General features: G+C 72.0%; 15 protein-coding genes. 5 read left to right on the plus strand and 10 right to left on the minus strand.

What is annotated here, in order from left to right; translation table 11 throughout:
* Positions 1-3: 3 nt before the first annotated feature.
* A complete protein-coding gene (locus tag ACYQ0U_RS15030; protein WP_459974288.1) occupies positions 4-738 on the plus strand; it encodes a FliA/WhiG family RNA polymerase sigma factor in 735 nt (244 codons plus the stop codon).
* A gap of 121 nt (positions 739-859) precedes the next feature.
* Here the strand turns inward: ACYQ0U_RS15030 and ACYQ0U_RS15035 are convergent, their stop codons facing one another.
* Positions 860-1,831, minus strand: a complete 972-nt coding sequence (locus ACYQ0U_RS15035; RefSeq protein WP_459974290.1) for an alpha/beta hydrolase — start codon at positions 1,829-1,831, stop codon at positions 860-862.
* A 65-nt stretch (positions 1,832-1,896) separates the two neighbouring features.
* Here ACYQ0U_RS15035 and ACYQ0U_RS15040 point away from each other — a divergent pair, with 65 nt between their 5' ends.
* Positions 1,897-4,410: a hybrid sensor histidine kinase/response regulator gene (locus ACYQ0U_RS15040; RefSeq protein WP_459974292.1), complete on the plus strand. Its 2,514-nt coding sequence runs from the start codon at positions 1,897-1,899 to the stop codon at positions 4,408-4,410.
* Positions 4,411-4,542: 132 nt separating this feature from the next.
* The gene (locus tag ACYQ0U_RS15045; protein ID WP_459974294.1) at positions 4,543-6,837 is read left to right on the plus strand and encodes a catalase; all 2,295 of its coding nucleotides are present in this window, start codon (positions 4,543-4,545) and stop codon (positions 6,835-6,837) included.
* A 430-nt stretch (positions 6,838-7,267) separates the two neighbouring features.
* On the opposite strand, the gene ACYQ0U_RS15050 is transcribed toward ACYQ0U_RS15045, so the two are convergent.
* The 9 genes from ACYQ0U_RS15050 to ACYQ0U_RS15090 form a co-directional block, all read right to left on the minus strand.
* Positions 7,268-9,472, minus strand: coding sequence for a molybdopterin oxidoreductase family protein (locus ACYQ0U_RS15050; protein ID WP_459974296.1), 2,205 nt, complete (start codon positions 9,470-9,472; stop codon positions 7,268-7,270).
* 68 nt (positions 9,473-9,540) lie between these two features.
* Positions 9,541-10,326, minus strand: coding sequence for an SDR family NAD(P)-dependent oxidoreductase (locus tag ACYQ0U_RS15055; protein WP_459974299.1), 786 nt, complete (start codon positions 10,324-10,326; stop codon positions 9,541-9,543).
* Entirely contained in the window at positions 10,323-10,601 is a 279-nt protein-coding gene (locus tag ACYQ0U_RS15060; RefSeq protein WP_459974301.1) for a hypothetical protein, read from the minus strand. Before ACYQ0U_RS15060 ends, ACYQ0U_RS15055 begins: the two co-directional genes overlap by 4 nt.
* Entirely contained in the window at positions 10,598-10,777 is a 180-nt protein-coding gene (locus ACYQ0U_RS15065; RefSeq protein WP_459974303.1) for a hypothetical protein, read from the minus strand. Before ACYQ0U_RS15065 ends, ACYQ0U_RS15060 begins: the two co-directional genes overlap by 4 nt.
* A gap of 198 nt (positions 10,778-10,975) precedes the next feature.
* Positions 10,976-14,116 (minus strand): efflux RND transporter permease subunit, encoded by a 3,141-nt coding sequence (locus ACYQ0U_RS15070; protein WP_459974305.1) that lies wholly within the window; start codon positions 14,114-14,116, stop codon positions 10,976-10,978.
* On the minus strand, positions 14,116-14,595 hold the full coding sequence (locus tag ACYQ0U_RS15075; protein WP_459974307.1) for a hypothetical protein: 480 nt from the start codon (positions 14,593-14,595) through the stop codon (positions 14,116-14,118). The genes ACYQ0U_RS15070 and ACYQ0U_RS15075 overlap by 1 nt, the downstream gene beginning before the upstream one ends.
* The gene (locus ACYQ0U_RS15080) at positions 14,592-17,726 is read right to left on the minus strand and encodes an efflux RND transporter permease subunit (RefSeq protein ID WP_459974309.1); all 3,135 of its coding nucleotides are present in this window, start codon (positions 17,724-17,726) and stop codon (positions 14,592-14,594) included. The genes ACYQ0U_RS15075 and ACYQ0U_RS15080 overlap by 4 nt, the downstream gene beginning before the upstream one ends.
* Positions 17,727-18,312: 586 nt before the next feature.
* Positions 18,313-18,579: a metal-sensitive transcriptional regulator gene (locus ACYQ0U_RS15085; protein ID WP_459974311.1), complete on the minus strand. Its 267-nt coding sequence runs from the start codon at positions 18,577-18,579 to the stop codon at positions 18,313-18,315.
* Positions 18,579-18,989, minus strand: coding sequence for a DUF302 domain-containing protein (locus ACYQ0U_RS15090; RefSeq protein WP_459974313.1), 411 nt, complete (start codon positions 18,987-18,989; stop codon positions 18,579-18,581). Before ACYQ0U_RS15090 ends, ACYQ0U_RS15085 begins: the two co-directional genes overlap by 1 nt.
* A gap of 152 nt (positions 18,990-19,141) precedes the next feature.
* Here ACYQ0U_RS15090 and ACYQ0U_RS15095 point away from each other — a divergent pair, with 152 nt between their 5' ends.
* Together ACYQ0U_RS15095 and ACYQ0U_RS15100 are read left to right on the plus strand one after the other, a co-directional pair.
* Complete coding sequence (locus ACYQ0U_RS15095; protein ID WP_459974315.1) at positions 19,142-19,444, plus strand: rhodanese-like domain-containing protein; 303 nt, start codon at positions 19,142-19,144, stop codon at positions 19,442-19,444.
* 8 nt (positions 19,445-19,452) lie between these two features.
* Complete coding sequence (locus ACYQ0U_RS15100; RefSeq protein ID WP_459974317.1) at positions 19,453-20,901, plus strand: MBL fold metallo-hydrolase; 1,449 nt, start codon at positions 19,453-19,455, stop codon at positions 20,899-20,901.
* Position 20,902: the final 1 nt, after the last annotated feature.

Consider the following 20,902-nt stretch of genomic DNA (forward strand, 5'->3'; position numbering starts at 1 on the left):
ACGGTGGACCAGCACTCGCCCGAGCAGTCCGTCGACGAGCTGTGGCGACGGTACAAGGCCGACAGTGACCGGGACGCCCGGGACCGCCTGGTCGTGCACTACTCGCCCCTGGTGAAGTTCGTGGCCGGCCGCGTCCGGTCCGGCCTCCCGGCGTCGGTGGACCAGAACGACCTCGTCTCCGACGGCGTGATCGGGCTGATGGACGCGGTCGACAAGTTCGAGCCCGAGCGCGGTCTGCAGTTCCAGACCTATGCCGTGACCCGCATCCGGGGCGCGATCGTCGACGGACTGCGCAGCTCGGACTGGGTGCCTCGATCGGTGCGCGAGAAGATCCGGGACATCGACGCCGCGCAGACCCGGCTCGAGGCGGAGCTGGGCCGGGCGCCGTCGGACCAGGAGATCGCCGACGAGCTCGACCTCTCGATCGAGGAGCTGCGCAAGGTCTACACGCTCACCGCGCACACCAGCGTCGTGAGCTTCGAGACCGTTCTCGACGACGACGCACCCCGCGCCCGCTCCGACCTGCCGGGCGTCGACGACGATCTGCCGCCCGGGTTCCTGCGCGCGGTCCGCGAGCTCGCCGAGCGCGACCAGGTGGTCGTCGCCCTCTACTACTGGGAGCGCCTCACCCTCGCCGAGATCGGCCAGGTGCTCGGCGTGACCGAGTCGCGGGTGAGCCAGCTGCACAGCCGCGCGACCATGCAGCTGCGCCGCAAGCTGCTCGACAACGCATCCTGACCCGGTTCCGCTGACCCGGTTCCGCTGACCCGGTTCCGCTGACCCGGTTCCGCTGACCCGGTTCCGCTGACCCGGTTCCGCTGAGTCGACTGGCCCCTCCGGTGGCCACTCAGGAGCCCGCTCAGGAGAGGGCGGCCCGCATGGACGCGACGATCGCGTCCATCGCGGGCCGGGCACCCTTGCTGAAGTACGGGAAGCTCAGGAACCCGTGGGGCATCTGGTGGAAGTCCTCCACCGTCACCCGGTTGCCCGCGTCGGCCAGGGCCTGCGCGTAGCGGACGCCGCTGTCGTGCAGCGGGTCCAGGCCCGCGACCACGACGACGGCGGGCGGCAGGCCGGAGAGGTCGGGCGCGCGCAGCGGCGAGAGCCGGTGGTCCGCGCGGTCGGCGTCCTCCCCGAGGTAGTGCCCGCGGAAGATCTCCATGTCGTCGTTCGAGAGCACGATGCCGCGGGCGTTGAGCAGGACCGACGCGTCCTCCTGGATCGCCTCGGTCATGTCGGTCACCGGGTAGATCAGGGCCTGGTGCGAGATCGCCGGCCCGCCCTCGTCGCGCGCCATGATCGACACGACCGCGGCGAGGTTGCCGCCGGCGCTGTCGCCCATGACGCCGATCCGCGCGGGGTCCCCGCCGAGGCCGGCGGCGTGCTCGGCGGTCCACAGCAGCGCGTCGTAGCAGTCCTCGACGCCGGCCGGGAACCGGTGCGTGGGCGCCAGCCGGTAGTCGACCGACACGACCACGGCGTCCAGCTCGGCGGCCACGATGCTGGCGCTCCAGTCACCCTGCCGGGCACTGCCGAGCACGAACCCGCCCCCGTGGAAGCCGACCACGACCGGCCGGGGGTCGCGGCTCCACGCCTCCGGGGTGTAGATCCGTAGCGGCAGCTCGCCGTGGCGCGCGGGGAACGTCGTGGTCCGCACGTCGACGCCCTTCGCCCGCCGGCCGAGGAACAGCGCCGCCGGCCCGCCGTCCGGGATCACCGTGGTCTGCGCCCGCTCCAGCTGGGCGGGCGTCATCCGGGCCACCGAGAACCCCGCGCTGGCCTTCATCAGCCGGTCCAGCGCCCGGACGCCGGGCCGCAACTTCACCCCCATGGGTACGGAGTTTACGAGCGTCATGGGACCTTCCCGGGTCTACGCTGCGCCCAAGGAGGCACGCTGTGGAGCTCGCACGTCGATCGCCTGTGCTGTTCTGGGCGGCCGAGGCCGTCCTCGTGGTCGGGCACCTCGCGAAGCCGGGCGGGGCCGTCGGCGACACCACCTACCTCCTCGGCGTCTGGCTGCCGGTCGTGCTCGGGTGGCTCGGCGTCGTCCTGGCCCCCACGACCCGGCGCCTGGTGCCGGGGCTGATCGCCTCCGGCCTCACGCTCTCGGCGATCGGCGACCTGGCGTGGCTGCTCTACGCCTGGAGCGGCGCCGAGCCGGACGTCTCGCTCGCCGACGTTCCGTACTTCGCCAGCTACCTCCTGCTCGGAGCGGCCGTCGCCGTCGTGCTCACCGTGCGCCGGGGCGCCCGCACCGTCGTCGACGCCGACGCGGTCATCGACGCGCTCACCGTCGTCGTCCTGTGCACGCTCGGCTTCTGGGTGTTCTCGATCGGCGACATCGCCGCCGACCCGTCCGTCCCGACGGCCACCCGCACGGTCTGGGCCGCCTACCCGGTCCTGGACGCGGTCCTGCTGGCCCTGGTCCTCCGCGCCCTGTCCGTGCGCAGCGCCCGGCAGGCCGTCGGCGTCGCCTTCGCCGCCGGCGTCGGCTGCTGGCTCCTCTCCGACATCGGCTACCTCCTGCTCGAGTTCAGCGGCCCGGCATCGGCCGCCATGGACGCCGGCTGGATGCTCGGCGCGATGCTCATGGCCACCTCGACCCTGCGGCCGCAGGCACCGCCCGAGGCCGAGAGGCCCGAGGGCGAGCAGCACCCGCTGGCCCGGCTCGGCATCGCCATCGGGCCGCTCCTGGTGCCGCCCGTGCTGCTGCTGGTCGACTCCGTGCTGCGGCGCGACCCGAAGCCGATCGCGGTGCTCGTGGGGATGTTCGCCCTCATCGCCATCGCGTTCGCGCGCACCGCCCGGCTGCTGCGCTCCGAGGCGCGCGCCCGGGCCGCGCTCGCGGCCGCCCGGGACGCGGCACTGGAGGGCTCCCGCGCGAAGTCGGCCTTCGTCGCGACGATGAGCCACGAGGTCCGCACGCCGATGAACGGCGTCATCGGCCTCACGGACCTGCTGCTGACCACGCCGCTCGACGAGCGCCAGCGCGAGTACGCCGAGGGGGTCCATCGCGCCGGCCAGGCGCTGCTGGGCGTCATCACCGACATCCTGGACTTCTCGAAGGTCGAGGCCGGCCGGCTGGACCTCGAGGAGGTCGACTTCGACCTCGCTCCCCTCGTCGAGGAGGTCGCCGACCTCGTGGCCGAGCCGGCGCGCGCGAAGGACCTCGAGCTGCTGGCGTACTGCTCTCCCGAGCTCCCGGTCGCCCTCCGGGGCGACTCGGCCCGGCTGCGGCAGGTGCTGATCAACCTGGTCGGCAACGCCGTGAAGTTCACGCCCTCGGGCGAGGTCGTCGTGCGCGCCCAGCTCGACTCCCGGACCGACGACGGCGCCGTGGTGCGGTTCGAGGTGGCGGACACCGGCATCGGGGTCGCGGCCGAGCACCACGAGGCGCTCTTCGACCCGTTCTCCCAGGCGGACTCCTCCACCACGCGGCAGTACGGCGGCACCGGGCTCGGACTCGCGATCAGCCGGCAGCTCGTCCAGGCCATGGGCGGCGAGATCGGCGTGACCAGCGCCCCCGGCGAGGGCAGCACGTTCTGGGCGACCGTCCCGCTGGGCGTGGCCCACGACGCCGACGTCGCGCCGCCGCGGTCCGCCGAGGGCCTCGCCGGCCTGCGCTGCCTCGTCGTCGACGACAACACCACGAACCGGGTGATCCTGCACGACCAGCTCGGCGCCTGGGGCATGCGGGTCGACACCGTGGAGAGCGGCGCGCTCGCCCTGGAGGCGATGGCCGCCGCCGGGCGCGACGGCCGCCCCTACGACCTCGGGGTGCTCGACCTCTGCATGCCGGGCATGGACGGCCTCGCGCTCGCCCGCCGGATCATGGCGGACCCGGACCTCCCGGAGCTCCCGCTCGTGCTGCTCACCTCCGGCCCGGACGTCGGCCACAGCGAGGCCCGGGCGGCCGGAATCGCCAGCGCCCTCACCAAGCCGGTGGCGCTGAGCCGGCTCCGGGCGACGCTCGAGGCCCTGGCCACCGCGCAGGCGCCGCCCGCGCGGCGGACCGCGCCGGAGAGCCACGGCCCCGGGCGGGGACGGGTGCTCGTCGTCGAGGACAACGAGATCAACCAGCTCGTCGCGACCGGCATCCTCGAGAGCCTCGGCTACTCCGTCGCCCTGGCCGAGGACGGGCTCGCCGCCCTCGACGCGCTCGAGCGGGCGGCGTACGACGCCGTGCTCATGGACGTGCGGATGCCGAACATGGACGGCTACCAGGCGACCGCGGAGATCCGCGCCCGCGAGGCCGGCCTGCGGCACACCCCGATCATCGCGATGACGGCGAGCGCCATCGAGGGCGACCGCGAGCGCTGCCTGGCCGCCGGCATGGACGACTACCTCGCCAAGCCGGTCAACCGGGCAGCGGTCGACGAGGTGCTCAGCCGATGGGTACCCGCGACCTGAGCGACGTCAGGCCGACCGCGCATGACGAGGTGCCAGCCGGCGGTCGAGGCGGCGGCGGCGCGTGCCGCCAGGAGGCCGAGGACGCCGAACAGCAGGTGCACGACGTCCGTCGAGGACGTAACCCTTTCGGGCGTGCGTGTGCGCCGACCGCCCGGGTACTGGCAGACGATGGACCCCAAGCAGCTTGCCAAGGACACGTTCGAGAAGGTCGTCGGCGCGATCGCCGAGAAGACCGCCGAACTCGCCGAGAAGCCCGTGCCGGGAGTGCCGGCACCCGAGCCGCCCAGCCTCGAGGAGCCCACGGAGCCGCGCGAGCCGCTGCCTCCGAAGCCGGACCAGGGTGCGCCGGTGGTCGCGACCGCGACCGGCGCCGACACCGGCGCGGCACCGACCGCGCGGGCCCAGCAGGACGCCTACCTGACCACGTCGTCCGGCGTACGCCTCACCGACACCGACCACTCCCTGAAGGCCGGGCCGCGGGGCCCGACCCTCCTCCAGGACCACCACCTGCGGGAGAAGATCACCCACTTCGACCACGAGCGCATCCCGGAGCGGGTCGTGCACGCGCGCGGCGCGGGCGTCCACGGCGTGTTCGTGGGCTACGGCACCGCGGACGACATCTGCAAGGCGGCGTTCCTCGGCAAGGGCGTCGAGACGCCGACGTTCGTGCGGTTCTCGACCGTCCTCGGCTCCCGCGGGTCGGCCGACACGGTGCGCGACACCCGCGGCTTCGCCACGAAGTTCTACACCTCCGAGGGCAACTTCGACCTGGTCGGCAACAACATCCCGGTGTTCTTCATCCAGGACGGCATCAAGTTCCCGGACGTCATCCACGCCGGCAAGCCCCACCCCGACCGGGAGATCCCGCAGGCGCAGAGCGCTCACGACACGTTCTGGGACTTCGTGTCGCTGCACACCGAGGCGCAGCACCACACGATCTGGAACATGTCCGACCGCGGCATCCCCCGGTCGTACCGGACCATGGAGGGCTTCGGCGTCCACACGTTCCGGCTCCAGAACGCGGCCGGCGAGACGTCGTTGGTGAAGTTCCACTGGAAGCCGCGGCTCGGCGTCCACTCGCTCACGTGGGAGGAGGCGCAGATGCTCGGCGGCATCGACCCGGACTTCCACCGGCGTGACCTCTACGACGCCATCGAGTCGGGCGCCTACCCGGCCTGGGAGCTGGGCGTGCAGGTGTTCGAGGACACCCCCGACCAGATGTTCCAGGGCATCGACCTGCTCGACTCGACCAAGCTGGTGCCCGAGGAGCTCGCCCCCGTGCAACCGATCGGGATGATGGTGCTGACCGCCAACCCGACCAACTTCTTCGCCGAGGTCGAGCAGATCGCCTTCCACGTCGGGCACCTGGTGCCGGGCATCGACGCCACCGACGACCCGCTGGTGCAGGCCCGCCTGTTCTCGTACGTCGACACGCAGCTGAGCCGGCTCGGCGGGCCGAACTTCAACCAGATCCCGATCAACCGGCCGCACGCTCCGGTCAACGACATGTTCCGCGACGGCTTCCACCAGCACGCGGTGCACACCGGCGTGGCGCCGTACAAGCCGAACTCGCTGGACGGCGGCTGCCCGTTCCACGCCGGCGGCGACGTCGCGGGCGCCTTCGAGCACCTGCCGGTGAAGGTCGCCGAGGGCAGGAAGGTGCGGGAGAACCCGGCGTCGTACGACGACCACTTCAGCCAGGCCCGCCAGTTCTGGCTGAGCATGTCGCCGGTCGAGCAGCAGCACATCATCCGTGCCTACACCTTCGAGCTCGGCAAGTGCTACGAGCAGGCGATCAAGGAGCGCCAGCTCCAGTGCCTGGCGAGCATCGACGCGACGCTGTGCGCCGAGGTCGCGACCGGGCTCGGACTGCCGGCTCCCGAGGCGACCATCCCGCTGGCCGACCCGGAGCCGTCGCCGGCGCTGTCCCAGGTGGGCGAGGCCTGGCCGCCGGACGGCCGGATGGTCGGCATCGTGGTCGACCCGGACGGGGACCTCGACGGCGTCGCGGAGGTGCGCGCCTCGCTGTTCGCCGCCGGCGTCGTCCCGCTGCTGATCGGGCCGCACGGCGGCACCATCGACGGCCTGCCGGTCCAGCGGACCTTCGCCACCACCCGCTCGGTCGAGTTCGACGCCGTGCTCGTGGCCGGTGCGCCCGTGCCCGCCCCGGACGCCCTGCCGAACCGGGACGCCAAGGCCGGCGCCGCCGACACCGCGGCCGTCGACCCGCGGGTCGTGCTGCTCCTCGAGGAGGCCTACCGGCACTGCAAGGTGATCGGCGCCTGGGGAGCCGGCACGAGCGTGCTCGAGGCCGCCGGCATCGCCGGCGCGGAGGGGGTCGTCGGCGGCGACGCGGCCACCGAGGTGCTCACGCAGGTGCAGGACCAGATGGCCCTCCACCGCGTGTGGGAGCGGTTCCCGGCCTGACCGCTGCTCAGGGCGCGACGATCAGCGCCTGCGGCGCGGCGACCTTGAACCGGGTCTCCAGCCAGGAGATCTCGCGCACGGTCTCCGCGTCGCAGTGCTGCGCGATCGCGAGCAGCTCGGCGTCGCGCGTGGGTGAGCGTCGCCAGCAGGTGCAGGTCCTGGAGGTCGCGGAGCAGCCCGACCTCGCCCTCCCGGGCCTGCGCCAGGCCGGCGTGACGCAGCCGCTCCGGCTCGCCGACGTCCTCCTCGCCGTACCTCTCGACGGCGGGGGCGATCCGCGCGCGGTGGTCGTCGCACCAGCCGGCCAGCTGGCGGCAGGTGTGGACGACGTCGGCTACCCGCGCGTGGCCCTCCGCCACGGCACGCAAGGAGTCGGCGAGCGGCCGCTCGCTGTGGTCGGCGAGACCGACGTAGGTCGCGAGGTGCGGCATCACTCCCCCATCCGGTCCGTCCGGACGACCCGGCAGGCGGCGGTCTTGAACGTCGGTTGCTTGGACACCGGGTCCCACACGGTCATGGTCAGCTCGTTGGCCTGGCCCTCGCCGGCGTAGTGGAACGGCGCGAACACCGCGCCCTCCATGACCGGACCGATCCGGGCCGGCACGACGATGGCACCCCGCGCCGACTCGACCCGCACCCGGTCGCCGTCGGCGATGCCCAGTCGCTCGGCGTCGGCGGCACTCATCTCCACCCACGGGTCAGGCGCGGCGCGGTCGAGCTTCCGCGAGCGTCCGGTCTTGGTGCGGGTGTGGAACTGGTAGACCACGCGCCCGGTCGTGAACAGCAGCGGGAACTCGTCGGTGGGCTCCTCGTGCGCCGGGGAGTACGCCGCCGCCTTGAGGATCGCGCGGCCGCCGGGCCGCATCGCGCGGTGCTCCTGCTCGGTGATCGTGGCGCCGGTGGCGAGGTCGTGGCCGTAGGTCTCGCAGTACTCGGTCTCGCTCGGGAAGCGCGCGTCCGCGTAGAGCCGCTCGGTGCCCAGCGGCCACTGCACGCCGCCCCGCTCCCGCAACAGGCCGTAGGTGAAGCCGGTGTAGTCGCAGGGGCGACCGCCGCTCGCCTCGACCCAGGCGCCGAACACCTCCTCCGGCGTCCGCCACCTCACCAGCGGCGCGCCGTCCCGGTCGGTGAAGCCCATCGCGTCGGCGTAGGTCAGCCAGATGTCGAGGTCGCTGCGGGCCTCGCCGGGCGGGTCGACGGCCTGCTCGGACAGGTGCACGGTGCGGTCGGCGTTGGTGAACGTCCCGGTCTTCTCGCCCCACCCCGCGGCCGGGAGCACCACGTCGGCGAGCCGGGCGGTCTCGGTGAGGAAGAGGTCCTGCACGACGACGAAGCACTGGTCCCCGCCGAGGATCCGGCGGATCCGCGCCGACTCCGGCATCGACACCGCGGGGTTGGTCGCGGAGATCCAGAGCAGCTCGATGCTGCCGCTCTCGGCGTAGGAGAACAGCTGCATGGCGTGCGTCGGCGGCGCCCAGTGCGGGATCGTCATCGGGTCGACGTTCCAGAGCGTGGCCAGCTGCCGGACGTGGGCCGGGTTGTCCCAGTTGCGGAAGCCGGTGAGGTCGCCGTCGGCGCCGGTCTCGCGGTTGTTCTGCGCGGTCGGCTGGCCGTTCATCTGCAGGATGCCGGCGCCGGGACGGCCGATCATCCCGCGCAGCAGGTGCAGGTTGTTCACCGCGCACGCGGCCGCGGTGGCCTGGTGGGACTGGTAGAAGCCCTGCAGGACGGTGCTGAGCACGGCCTCGGACTCGCCGAAGACGCGGGCCGCGCGCCGCACGTCCTCCGGGTCGACCTCGCACACCCGGCCCGCCTCCTCCGGGGTGGCGGCGTCGACGGTCGCGCTCAGCTCGTCGAGGCCGATCGTGTGGGCGTCGATCCAGTCGCGGTCGGCGTACCCCTGCACGAGGAGCTCGCGGGTGATCGCGTTGAGCAGCGCCAGGTTGGTGCCGATGCGCGGCGCGAGGTGGACGCCGCCGGTGCGCTCGGCCGCCACCGCGACCTGGGTGCGGCGCGGGTCGACGCACACCACGCGCGGCGGGTCGGCGCCCTCGACCCGGTCGAGGATCCGCGACCAGAGCACCGTCTGGGTCTCGGGCATGTTGTGGCCGAAGAGGAAGAGCGCGTCGCAGTGCTCGATGTCGTCGTACGACCCCGGCTGGCCGTCCGCACCGAACGACTCCTTGAGCGCCGCGGCGGCGGAGGCCGTGCAGAGCCGCGTGTTGCCGTCCATGTGCGGCGTGCCGAGGCCGGCCTTGCCGATGACGGCCTGGAGGAAGTACTCCTCCAGGAACAGCTGGCCGCTGGTGCAGAACCCGTGCGACAGCGGCCCCTTCTCCGCCAGCAGCCGCTGCGAGCGCTCGACGACGCGCCCGAGCGCGGTGTCCCAGTCGGTCTCGCGGAGCTCGCCGCCCTCCCGGACCAGCGGGCGGGTCAGCCGGTCCGGCGACGACGCCCACGGCGTGCTGCCGTAGAGGCCCTTGGGTCCCAGCCGGCCGCGGTTGACCCGGTCGCCCGCCCGGCCACGGACCCCGACCATCCGGCCGTCCTTGACCGCGATGTCGCAGCCGCAGCCGTTGCTGCACAGCACGCAGGCCGAGTGGACCCACCGGTCGACCTCGTCCTCGCCCCCCACACGTCGGCCGTGCGGTCACCCATGCCATCCCTGTGATCGCGCGGCTCCCGTCGCATGCGCGCCGGCGGCTACTCCCCCTCGGGCTTGGTCATCCGCGCGAAGATCCGGCTGGCGAGCGCGCCGGGGAGGTGGGTGCCGAGCTCGGCCTGGATGCGGTTCTTGAACGACCCCGCGACGACGCTCGGACGGCCCTTCAGCAGCCCCTCGACGCCGTCGCGCGCGACGTCCTGCGGGTCGTCCTTGTCCTCCATCCGGCCGATCCTCGTGTCGCCCATGTCCGCGCGGGCGAAGAACTCGGTGTCGGTCGGGCCGGGCATCAGCGAGGTCACCGTGACGCCGGTGTCCTTGAGCTCCTCCCGGATGCCCTCGGCGAAGGAGTGCACGAACGCCTTCGAGGCTGCGTACGTCGCGTGGTAGGGCCCCGGCGCGACGGCCGCGATCGACGAGGTGACGAGCACCCGCCCCGAGCCGCGGGCGGCCATCTCGCCCAGCACCAGGTGCGCGAGGTGTACGGTCGAGCGGACGTTGAGGTCGACCAGGTTGAGCTGGTCGGCCAGCGAGGTCTTGTCGAAGCGGCCGCTCACGCCGACGCCGGCGTTCAGCACCAGGACGTCGGTCGGCCCGGCCTCCGACGCCCGCCGGTGCAGCTCCTCGACACCGTCCGCGGTCGCGAGGTCGACCTGCACCGGGGTCGCGCCGAGCTCGGCCGCGGCCTGCTGGATCTCCGGCTCCTCGGCGGCGACCACGACGTCGTACCCGCGTTCGACGAGCTCACGGGCGATGGCCCGGCCGATGCCGGTCGAGGCACCCGTGACGACGGCGCGCTGGCCCTGGCCGGTCCGGTTCTCGCTCATGCCGAGCCGGTATCCACGCCTCCGTCGTCCGATGCGCGCCGCAGCCAGGTGTTCGTCCCCGGCGCGAGCCCCTTGGCCTTGGCTCCGCTGACCGGCGCCACCGCGAGCGCGGCGCCGTCGGGCAGCGACCACTTCACCTCGTGGTAGACCCGCGACAGCGTCTCGTCGCTGTCGACGAACGCCAGCCCCGGCGCGGCCACGCGGACCTCGCGCCACGGGCCGAGCAGGTCGGCCGCCGCGAGGTCGGCGTCGGTCCACACCATGAAGACCGTCATCGGTCGCTGGCCGGCCGGCCGCAGAGGTACGCCGCCGTCTCCTCGTCCTCGACCGGCAGCCGCTCGACGACCTCGCCGCCGTCGCACCGGCAGAGCGCCACCTCACCGGCACCCACGGCGTACCACGTCCCGCCGGCGTCCTCCCAGCGCAGCAAGCGGTCCACGACGGCGCTCATGCCGCGAGTCTCGCACGTTGCAGGAACCTGCAAGTCGGCTGACAACGGCGCCCCGACGAGGTGTCATACCGCGACGGAGCCGGCCGGATGTTCGGGGGATCGGCCGGCTCCGTCGTCCGCCCAGGGGCTGATCGGCTCGGGCCTCGGGAGCCCTGATCGTCCGGGTCGCGCGCCGTTCCTTCCGGCGCAGGTCATGGATCACGCCGGGGTCGCCGCGACCCGCGTGCCGGCCGCCGGCCGTCCACCCCGCGACCGCGCGAATCGGAGGTACAGCGACGGGACGACGAAGATGTTGAGCAGCGTGGAGGTCGCGAGGCCGCCCAGGATGACGATCGCCATGGGGTGCTCGATCTCGTGGCCCGGGATCGAGCCGGCGACGACCAGCGGCACCAGGGCGAGCGCGGTGGCGCCGGCGGTCATCAGGATCGGCGAGAGCCGCTCGGCCGCTCCACGGACCACGAGCCGCGGCCCGAAGGGCTCCCCCTCGACAGATTCGAGGTGCTGGAAGTGGCTGATCATCATGATGCCGTTGCGCGCCGCGATCCCGAAGACGGTCAGGAACCCCACGAGCGAGCCCAGGGAGACGATGCCGCCCGTGGCCAGGGCGGCGAGCACGCCGCCGACCAGTGACATCAGCAGGGTGGGGAAGAACAGCAGCGCGAGTCGCATGCTGCTGAAGGCGAGCTGCAGGAGAAGGAGGATCGCGGCCAGCGCTCCCGCCCCGATGACCAGCAGCGTCTGTTGCGCCGCCTGGCGCTCGGCGTGCTCGCCGAGCACCTGGACCGCGTAGCCGCGCGGCAGGTCGACATCGGCGATGCGCTCCTCCAGCTTGTCGACGACTCCCGCCACGTCCGCGGTGGTGACGCCGGCGCTGACGTCGATGCGCCGGGTCCCGCCCTCGCGCAGGATCGCGTTCGGCGTGGACCGGACCTCGACGTCGGCGACCCGGTCGAGGCGGACCTGTCCCCCGTCCGGGGTGTCGATCAGCATGGCTTTGACGGCGGGCACGCTGCGGCTGACCGACTTCTTGCCGTAGACGTTGATGTCGTAGGAGCGGCCCGCCATGTAGACGTCGGCCACCTCCAGCCCGGCAACGAGGGTGGCGGCCGCGCGGCGTACGTCGCCCGGCTTCAGGCCGTACTGCTGGGCGCGGTCGAGGTCGACCGTGACCTCGATCTGCGGGACACCTGCGAGCAGCTCCGCCTGCGGTGCCTCCAGCCCCGGCACGTCGCTCAGCGCGTCTTCAAGGCGGTCTGCGATGTCCGTCAGCTGGTCCAGGTCGTCCCCGGAGATCCGTACCACGATGGCCTCGTCGGTGCCGGTGAGGACCTCGCGGATGCGCTCCTTGAGATACGTCTGCACGTCGCGGTACAGGCCCGGGTAGCCGTCGACCTCGAGCTGCACCGCCTCGAGCGTCTGGTCATAGTCCGCGGAAGGGTCGACGCTGATCCAATTCTCCCCGAACTCGGGACCGACTACCTCGTCGGCGTTGCTCGCCTGCCCGATGTGCGCGCCGAAGTTGCGCACGCCCGGGATCGCCGAGAGGCCCTTCGCGGACTCGGCGGTGATGCGCACCTCCTCCGTCAGGGAGGTGCCTGGCTTGGTCACCCAGTGCATCAGGAAGTCGCGCTCCTTGAAGTCCGGAAGGAGCGACTGTCCGAGCTGCGGCGTTGCCGCCACCGCCAGCAGGGTGAGGCCCGCCACGGCGAAGTACGCCGGCCGGGCGTTCGCCACGGTCCGCTCGAGGAACCGGACGTACCAGCGCACCAGCACGACCTTCAGCGGTGACTCCCGGTGCAGGTGCTCGTGCTTGCCCAGGAGCACCAGACCCAGAGCCGGCGTCACGGTGAGCGCGACCGCCATCGAGGCGAGCAGCGCAAGGGCGTAGGACGTGACGAGCGGGCGGAAGAACGCCCCCGAGAGACCCTCGAGGAAGAAGACCGGCGTGATCGCCGCGATGTTGATCATCGTCGCGTACACGATCGCGCGACGCACCTCGAGCGAGGCCTCGAGGATGATCCGCGCGGCCGGGGTGCGGTCATCGCCCACCCGGGCGAGGCGCAGCCGGCGCCAGATGTTCTCGATGTCGATGATCGCGTCATCGACCACGACGCCGACCGAGATCACCAGGCCGGCCAGGACCATCGTGTTGATGGTGCTCCCGCGGTAGTAGAGCACCAGCCCGGCGACGACAAGCGACAACGGGATGGCGACGACGCTGATCAGGGCCGTACGCCACTCGTAGAGGAAGAGCAGCAGCACGACGACCACCAGCAGGATGCCGAGGAGCAGGGCATTGGTGAGGTTGTGGATCGACGTCTCGATGAAGGTCGCCGGCCGGAAGATCGTGGAGTCCAGGCGTACCTCGGCGAGCCCCGGCTCGATCTCCGCGAGCACCTCCTCCACGCCCTTCGTCACCTCCAGCGTGTTGGCCCATGGGAACTTCTCGACGATCAACAGCAGCCCCGGCCCGCCGTCGACGACCGCGTCACCGATGAGGGGCTGGTGCCCGACCCGGACGTCGGCGATCTGGTCGATGCGCAGCACCTTCCCGGCGCGGTTGGTGACGGTGACCGCGCCCAGCTCCTTCACGCCGCCGACGGCCGTGACGTGCTCGATGCCCAGGCGCCGGTCACCGGACTCGACGAATCCGCCGGTCCCCAGCGCCGCCCCGGGCCGGTAGGCGAGCAGGCTCGCGTCGACGGCGTCGCCGGCGGCCTGACGGACCTGCTCGAGCGTGACGCCGCGCCGGTGCAGCCGCTCGGGGTCGACCTGGACCTGTAGCTGTCGCTTCCGGTTCCCCCAGACCGCGACGTTCGCGACGCCGGGGACCCGCAACAGGTTGTCGCGAATCTTCCACCGGGTCAGGTGCGAGAGCTCGATCGTCGTGAGCGTGGCGGAGGAGACACCGATCTTCATGACCCGGCTCGTCGAGGACAGCGGCTGGATCATGTGCGGCGGCGCGGCCCAACCCGGCAGCGTCGGAGTCACGGCCGCCACCCGCTCCTGGACAACCTGGCGCGCCTCCATGATGTCGGTGCCCGGCTCGAACAGCAGGGTCACCGAGGAGAGCTGGCCCACCGACTTCGAGCGGAGCACCTCGAGGCCGGGTATGCCGGCCAGGGACTGCTCGAGCGGAACGGTGATCAGCTCCTCCACCTCGGCGGCCGAGAGCCCGACGCAGGCGGTCTGCACCTCCACCTTCGGCGGCGCGAACTCCGGGAAGACGTCGACCGGGGCCTTGCTCAGCTGCCAGGTGCCGCCCACCATCAGCAGGACGCCGGCGAGCATCACGAGGGTCCGCAGCCGCAGACTGGTGAGGATGATCCAGCGCATCATCAGTGCCCGACCTCGAACTCCGAACCGTAGAGCTCTGCGGTGCCGGCCCCGGCGACGATCGTGCCCGCAGGCGGCCCGTCCCGCAGGATCACCCGGTCACCGCGTACGGCCTTGACGTGCACCTCCTCCCGGCGGAAGCGCAGCTGGTCGGCCGGGTCGGCGGCGTACACCCAGGTCGAGCCGTCGGCTGCGTAGATCACCGACGAGTAGGGCACCTCGACCCCGGACGACCCCACGCGCACCCGCGCCGCCTCGAGCCCGATCCGGCGCGCCGCCTCTGGCGTGAGGGTCACCCATGCCTTCTCGCCATGGCCGATCGGCTCCACCACGGCAGGGCTGTCGTGCGTGGGCTCGGTGACGCCTTCCTGTCCGGCGGTCGCGGCCCAGACGGCCACCGTCACAACGCCCGCGATCGCCAGGACGCCGTTGACGCGTCGCGTGAACGGGCGTGCCGGTGTCGTCGTGCTCGACGCGGTCATCGGGCACCTGCCTGGGTCGGGCCCGGCTCGCTGGGGAACGCGTCCCCGAGCAGCTCCGGTTGCCGCCGCTGGGTCCAGCCGCGGAACAGTGGCGGCACGAGCAGCAAGGGGACCAGCGTCGCCGTCACGACGCCGCCGACGACGACGAGCGCCATGGGGTTGACGATCTCCAGCCCGGCCGTCGAGCCGAGGACCGCCATCGGGAGCAGCACCGCCGCCGTCACCGCACCGGCGAGGACCACCGAGACGGTGCGTTCCACCGGGCGCTGGGAGACCAGGACCAGGACGTTGCGCACAGCCAGCGCGAAGACCAGCGCGAACCCGAGCACCGTGCCGACGGTGGCGTCGTCCGCGACCACCGCGACGATCACGCCGCCCACCAACGACAGCCCGACGACGCCGAGGGCGGCGAGGGCGAGGGCCCAGCTCCGGATCACGACCTGCAGCAGGAGCAACGCGGCGATCACGGCCACGAGGCCGGCGAGGGCCAGCAGGACGGAGTTGCGCTCGCCCTCGTCCTCGACGAGCACCTCGGCGTGGTACTCCAGCGGGAACGCGATCCCGGCGACGGCGTCCTCGATGTCGGCGGCGACCTCGCCTCGGTCGCCGGAGACGGTGGCGACGAGGTCCAGGCGCCTCGACACCGACTCCCTGTTGATCACCGAGAAGGAGGTGCCGGGTCGCACCTCGGCGACGTCGGCGAGCGGCACGGTGCCGCCGTCCGGGGTGTCGATCAGCAGCTCACCCAGGAGTGCGGGGTCCGCGAAGTAGTCGCGGGTGCCGTTGACGATGACGTCGAAGACCTTCTGCTCCTCGAAGAGGCTGCCGACCCTCAGGCCGGCGGCCAGGGTGGTCGCGGCCCGGCGGATGTCGCCGGGCTTGAGGCCGTGACGCTCAGCGGCAGCGAGGTCGACCTCCACCTCCAGGTTGGGCTCGACCGGCGGGGTCTCGACGCGAACGCCGTCGACCCCGTCGACCTGCGCGAGGGCCTCCGCGACGGCGTCACCCTGCCTCGAGAGGACCGGGAATCTCTCACCGTAGATGCGGACGACGACCTCGTCGTCGCGCACGGCGATGCGCCCGCGGTCGAACTGCGACATGAGACCGCCACCGGCCTCGACCCGGTCCATGGCGTAGGACCGCACCTGGACCGGGGCTCGGTCGTACTCCTCCGTCACCCGGCGCACCTCGGCCAGCGTGTCGTCGTACTCCTCCCGGTCGAGGGTGACCCAGAGCTCGCCGGCACCGATCCCATTCACGCGATCCGAGAGCACGGCCCGACCCACGTGGCCGCCGACGTTCGCCACTCCCGGCACCGCGCGGAGGTCGGCACCGAGCTCGGCAGCGATCGTCGTCATCGCCTCGCGCGAGATGCCCGGCTCTCCCTGCCAGCTGACCACGAGCGCCCGCTCCCGCAGCTCCGGCAGCAGGCCGGGGCGTTCGGTTCCGTGCACGAACGGGAGCAGGCCGGCGGTCACCACCAGGCCGACGGCAAGCACCCAGACGGCGCGGTGGCCCGAGCCGACGAGACGGCCGCCGGCGCGCTCCGCAACTGTCGCGAAACCACGCAGCCGTCGGTCCCTGTCGGTCGCGCGCCGGGACAGCAGCACCGACGCCAGCGCGGGCGTGAAGGTCAGCGAGACGACCGTCGACGTCACGACCGTGACGGCGAACGCCGCCAGCGCCGGTCCGAAGAACGCCTCGGCCAGCGGATCCACGGCCAGGAGCGGGAGCAGGGTGACCAGCGAGATCGCCGTCGCGTAGCCCGCGACGCTCCGCACCTGCCATGAAGCATCCTGCACCACCGAGTCCGTCGCTTGACCGGCGTCGACGGGATCTCGCAGCCGGCGGCTGACGTGAACGGTGTCGCCTGCCGCATCGATCAGCACCACACCCGCTGCGAGAGCCAAGCCGGCGAGCGAGAGCGCGTCGAGCCGCACGCCGAGGAGGTCGAGGGCCAGGACGGAGACGAGCAGGGACACCACGGTCGACGCCACGACGACCGCCAGGCTCCTGAGGTCGAGGAGAACCAGGAGGACCACGAGGGCGGCCAACAGAAGACCCGCCGCGAGCGAGAGGGCATAGTTGTCCCGCGCCTGCTCGACGAAGGTCGCCGGCCGGAAGAGGTCGGTGTCCACCGCGATCCCCTCGAGGCCCGGGGAGAGCGTGTCGAGGGCGTCCTCGATCCCGCGGGTCACCTCGGTGGTGTCCGCGCCCGGGAACTTCTCGATGACCATGATCAGGCCGGGACCGTCGTCCACCACCGCGTCGCCGATCAAGGGTTGATGGTCCTCGGTGACGCGCGCGACGTCACCCAGGGTCAGTGCGGCCCCGCCGCGGGAGCCGTCCGCACGTTCCAGCGCGACCTTGCGCAGATCGCTCGCGGCCGCGATCGGGGACACGTGGCGGACCTCCAGCCGCGAGGTGGGCGTGTCGACGAAGCCGCCGGTCCCCGGAGCGGACGCCTGCAGGTAGGTCAGCGGGGAGACCCACAGCGCGTTGCCACTGGTGTTGACCACCTCCTGCAGCGTTACGCCCCGGCGCGCGAGCCGCTTCGGGTCGACCTGCACCTGGAGCTGCCGCTCGCGCTGCCCGAAGATCGCGACGTTCGCCACCCCGGGAACTCCGAGCAGACGGGGGCGGATCATCCACCTCGCCAGCACCGACATCTCGATCGCGGAGACCTCGGTCGACCTGAAGCCCACCACCAGCACCCGGCTGAGCGACGAGGTCGGCTGGACGATGGTCGGCAGCTCCGTCAGGTAGGGCAGCTGCCCGACCTGGGTCAGCCGCTCCTGGACCACTTGCCGTGCGTCGAGGAGGTCGGTGCCCGGCTCGAAGATGAGGGTGATCGACGAGAGGCCGTTGACCGACTCCGACCTGATGCCGTCGAGGAAGGCGACGCCGTTGAGCATCAGGTTCTCCATCGGCGCGGTGATGAGCTGCTCCACCTCCTCGGCCGACAGGCCGAGCGCCTCGGTCTGCACCTCGACGTAGGGCGGATAGAACTCCGGCAGCACCTCGGTCTGCGCCGACCGCGACTGGACGACGCCGAGCACAGTGAGCACCGCCGCTGCAGCAAGCACACCCAGTCGCGCAGCAACTGCGCGGTTGATCAACCACCGAGCCATCTCACTCGGCCTCCCCGTGGCGCGAAGTGCCGTCACCGACAGCACTCTTTGGACCCTCTACCGTTGTACCGACCGGGGCGGGCGGACCTCTAGTACCGAATTGGGTATCTCTGCCGTGGACCCACTTCGGCGGCGCCCGACAGGACGAATTCCTGCAGGCGATCTTCATGTTCATCGCAGGACGAAGCGCGCGGTGGGAACGCCGCGACTCAGGAGCTCGTCGTGCTCGACGACCGGCTGCGGGCCATGCGCGGGCCATGCGCGGGCCATGCGCGGGCCATGCGCGGGCCATGCGCGGGCGACGCGCGGACCCCTGGAGCCTGACAGCCGCGCTGGCCGCGCGACCGGGATCAGTCAGACGTTGAAGCCGAACGTGGCCCGTGGACATCCCCCACGCTCAATCGAGCAACTAGAGAGCCGCTGACCTGCGAGAACGTGGTTGGACGCGGTAGCCGGCGTTGATTAGTTGCGAACGTACTGCGGACTCACTGCGGACTGCGCCGGTCCGCGCACCCCTCACGCGTCGGTGTAGCTAAACCACGACAGGGACCAGCTTCGACTCAGCCGGTGCCACCGTCCCGGCTTGCTAGGCGAGGGCGAGGAAGAGCTTCTCCATCTTCTTGACGTCGACGTCCTCGAGCCCGTCCTCGCTGTCAGCGAGGCACTGCTGGAGGCCCGTGGCGACGATGGCATAGCCGGCGCGGGAGAGCGCCTTGTTGACCGCCGCGAGCTGGGTGAGGACGGACTCGCAGTCGGACCCCTCCTCCATCATGCGGATCACGCTGGCCAGGTGACCGTTGGCGCGCTTCATGCGAGTGATGATCGCCTTGATCTCGGTGGGTTCGAGCTCCATCAGTTGTCCTCCAATGCAGCCAGGGCCGCAGTGAGTCGCTGCCGTGCGTCGGATGCGACGGCGCGGAGAGTGTCGCCGGCCTGGTCGCGGCCGGCGAAGGACATCATCGCGTCGGGGTCGAAGGCCTCGACGACGGTGGTGGAGTCGTCGACGACACGGACGACGACGTTGCAGGGCAGAAGAGCCGCGATCGCCGGCTCGACCTCCAGCGCCTGGTGCGCGAGCTGGGGGCGACACGCGCCCAAGATGACCTGCGGAGCCACGTCGACATCCAACTTCGCCTTGAGCGTGGCCTTGAGGTCGATCTCGGTGAGCACGCCGAAGCCCGCGTCACCCAACTCCGCGCGCACCGCCGCAAGCGTCTCGTCGTAGGGGCGGCGCACCGTCTTCGTCAGCGTGTAGTCGGCCATCGAAGCCTCCTTCTCCTCGGGTGGCGGCCTGCACCGGAGCGGTACTGCCGACGTCAACTGTACAACCCCCTGGGGGGATATGTTAACTTCCATCCATAACCCCCCTGGGGGATTAGGAGCCTAGGTGCCCAGACCATGACAGGAGTCACCGAATGCGTGAGATCACCGTCGACCAAGTCGTGACCGAGTTGTCGAAGGGAGGCGTCCTCGTCGACGTCCGCGAGCCCGCGGAGTACCGCGACGGGCACGTCCCGGGCGCGGTCAACATCCCGATGAGCCAGCTGACCGCGCGGCTCGGCGAGCTCGAGCGGGACCGGGCCGTGTACGTGGTGTGCGCCTCTGGGAACCGGAGCAGCGCGATGACCGACGTCCTGACCGCGGCCGGCTACGAAGCCGCCAACGTCGCGGGCGGCACCAGTGCCTGGCTCCGGTCCGGGCGCCCGATCGAGCGGTGAGGCCCCCGATGACCGACGAATCGACCAGCCAGACCACCGAGCCCGTCTCCGCGACCGCCGAGACGCAGCAGCGCCCGGACGAGGGGCTGACCGTCCGCACCCTCGAGACGCCCTCGCTGGGCGACCGCACCTACGTGGTGCACGACGGCGACGTCGCCCTCGTGGTCGACCCGCAGCGCGACATCGACCGGGTGCTGGAGGTCCTCGAGGCCGATGGCGTGCGGCTGACCCACGTCTTCGAGACGCACATCCACAACGACTACGTCACCGGCGGCCTGGCCCTCGCGCAGGCGACCGGCGCGGCATACGTGGTCAACCGTGAGGACGAGGTGTCCTTCGACCGCACCCCCATCGTCGACGGCGCGGTCGTCGCGGTCGGCGACCGGATGCGCGTCCGCGCCATCGCCACCCCGGGCCACACCTTCACCCACCTCTCCTACGCGCTCACCGACGGCGACCACCCCTACGCGGTCTTCACCGGGGGCTCCCTGCTCTACGGCGCCACCGGCAGGCCCGACCTGCTCGGCGAGGAGCACACCGGCGCGCTCGTGCGTCACCAGCACGCCTCCGCGCGCAAGCTCGCCACCGAGCTCCCCGACGAGGCCGAGGTCTACCCCACCCACGGGTTCGGTTCGTTCTGCTCGGCCACCCAGTCCGACGCCACCGCCTCCACCATCGGCGATGAGAAGCGAGCGAACCCGGTGCTCACCCAGGACGAGGAGACCTACGTACGCGATCTCCTCGACGGCCTCGGCGCTTGGCCGGCCTACTACGTCCACATGAGCCCGGCCAACGCCGTCGGCCCGTCCGCGCCCGACCTCTCGCCGGTCCAGGAAGCCGATGCCACCGAGCTTCGCCGCCGCATCGAGGACGGCGAGTGGGTCGTCGACCTGCGCAACCGGAAGAGTTTCGCAGCGGGGCACGCGCCGGGGACGTTCAACTTCGGGCTGGACGGGGCGTTCTCCACCTACCTGGGCTGGCTGATCGAGTGGGGGACCCCGGTGACGCTGCTCGGTGAGACCCCCGAGGACGTCGCCACCGCCCAGCGCGAACTGGTGCGCATCGGCATCGACCGCCCAGCCGCCCAGGCCACCGGCGACCCGCAGCAGTGGACCGACAGCCAGCTGGCCAGCTTCCCCACGGGTACGTTCGCCGACCTCGCGCAGGTGCGCCATCACCGCCAGGTTGTCGTGCTCGACGTCCGGCGCGCCGACGAGTACGACGGCGCGGCTGTCGCCGGCGCGGTCAACATCCCCATCCACGACCTGCCCCATCGGGTATCCGAGGTACCGGCCGGCGAGGTGTGGGTGCACTGCGCCAGCGGCTACCGCGCCTCGATCGCCGCCTCGTTCATCGCCGCTGCCGGCCGCACGCCGGTCGCGGTCGACGACTCCTTCGAGAACGCCGAGAAGGCCGGCCTGCACCTGGTCGGCTCGAACGCCGGGGCTGACGCCTGAG

This window comes from Nocardioides pyridinolyticus (genome assembly GCF_054653575.1).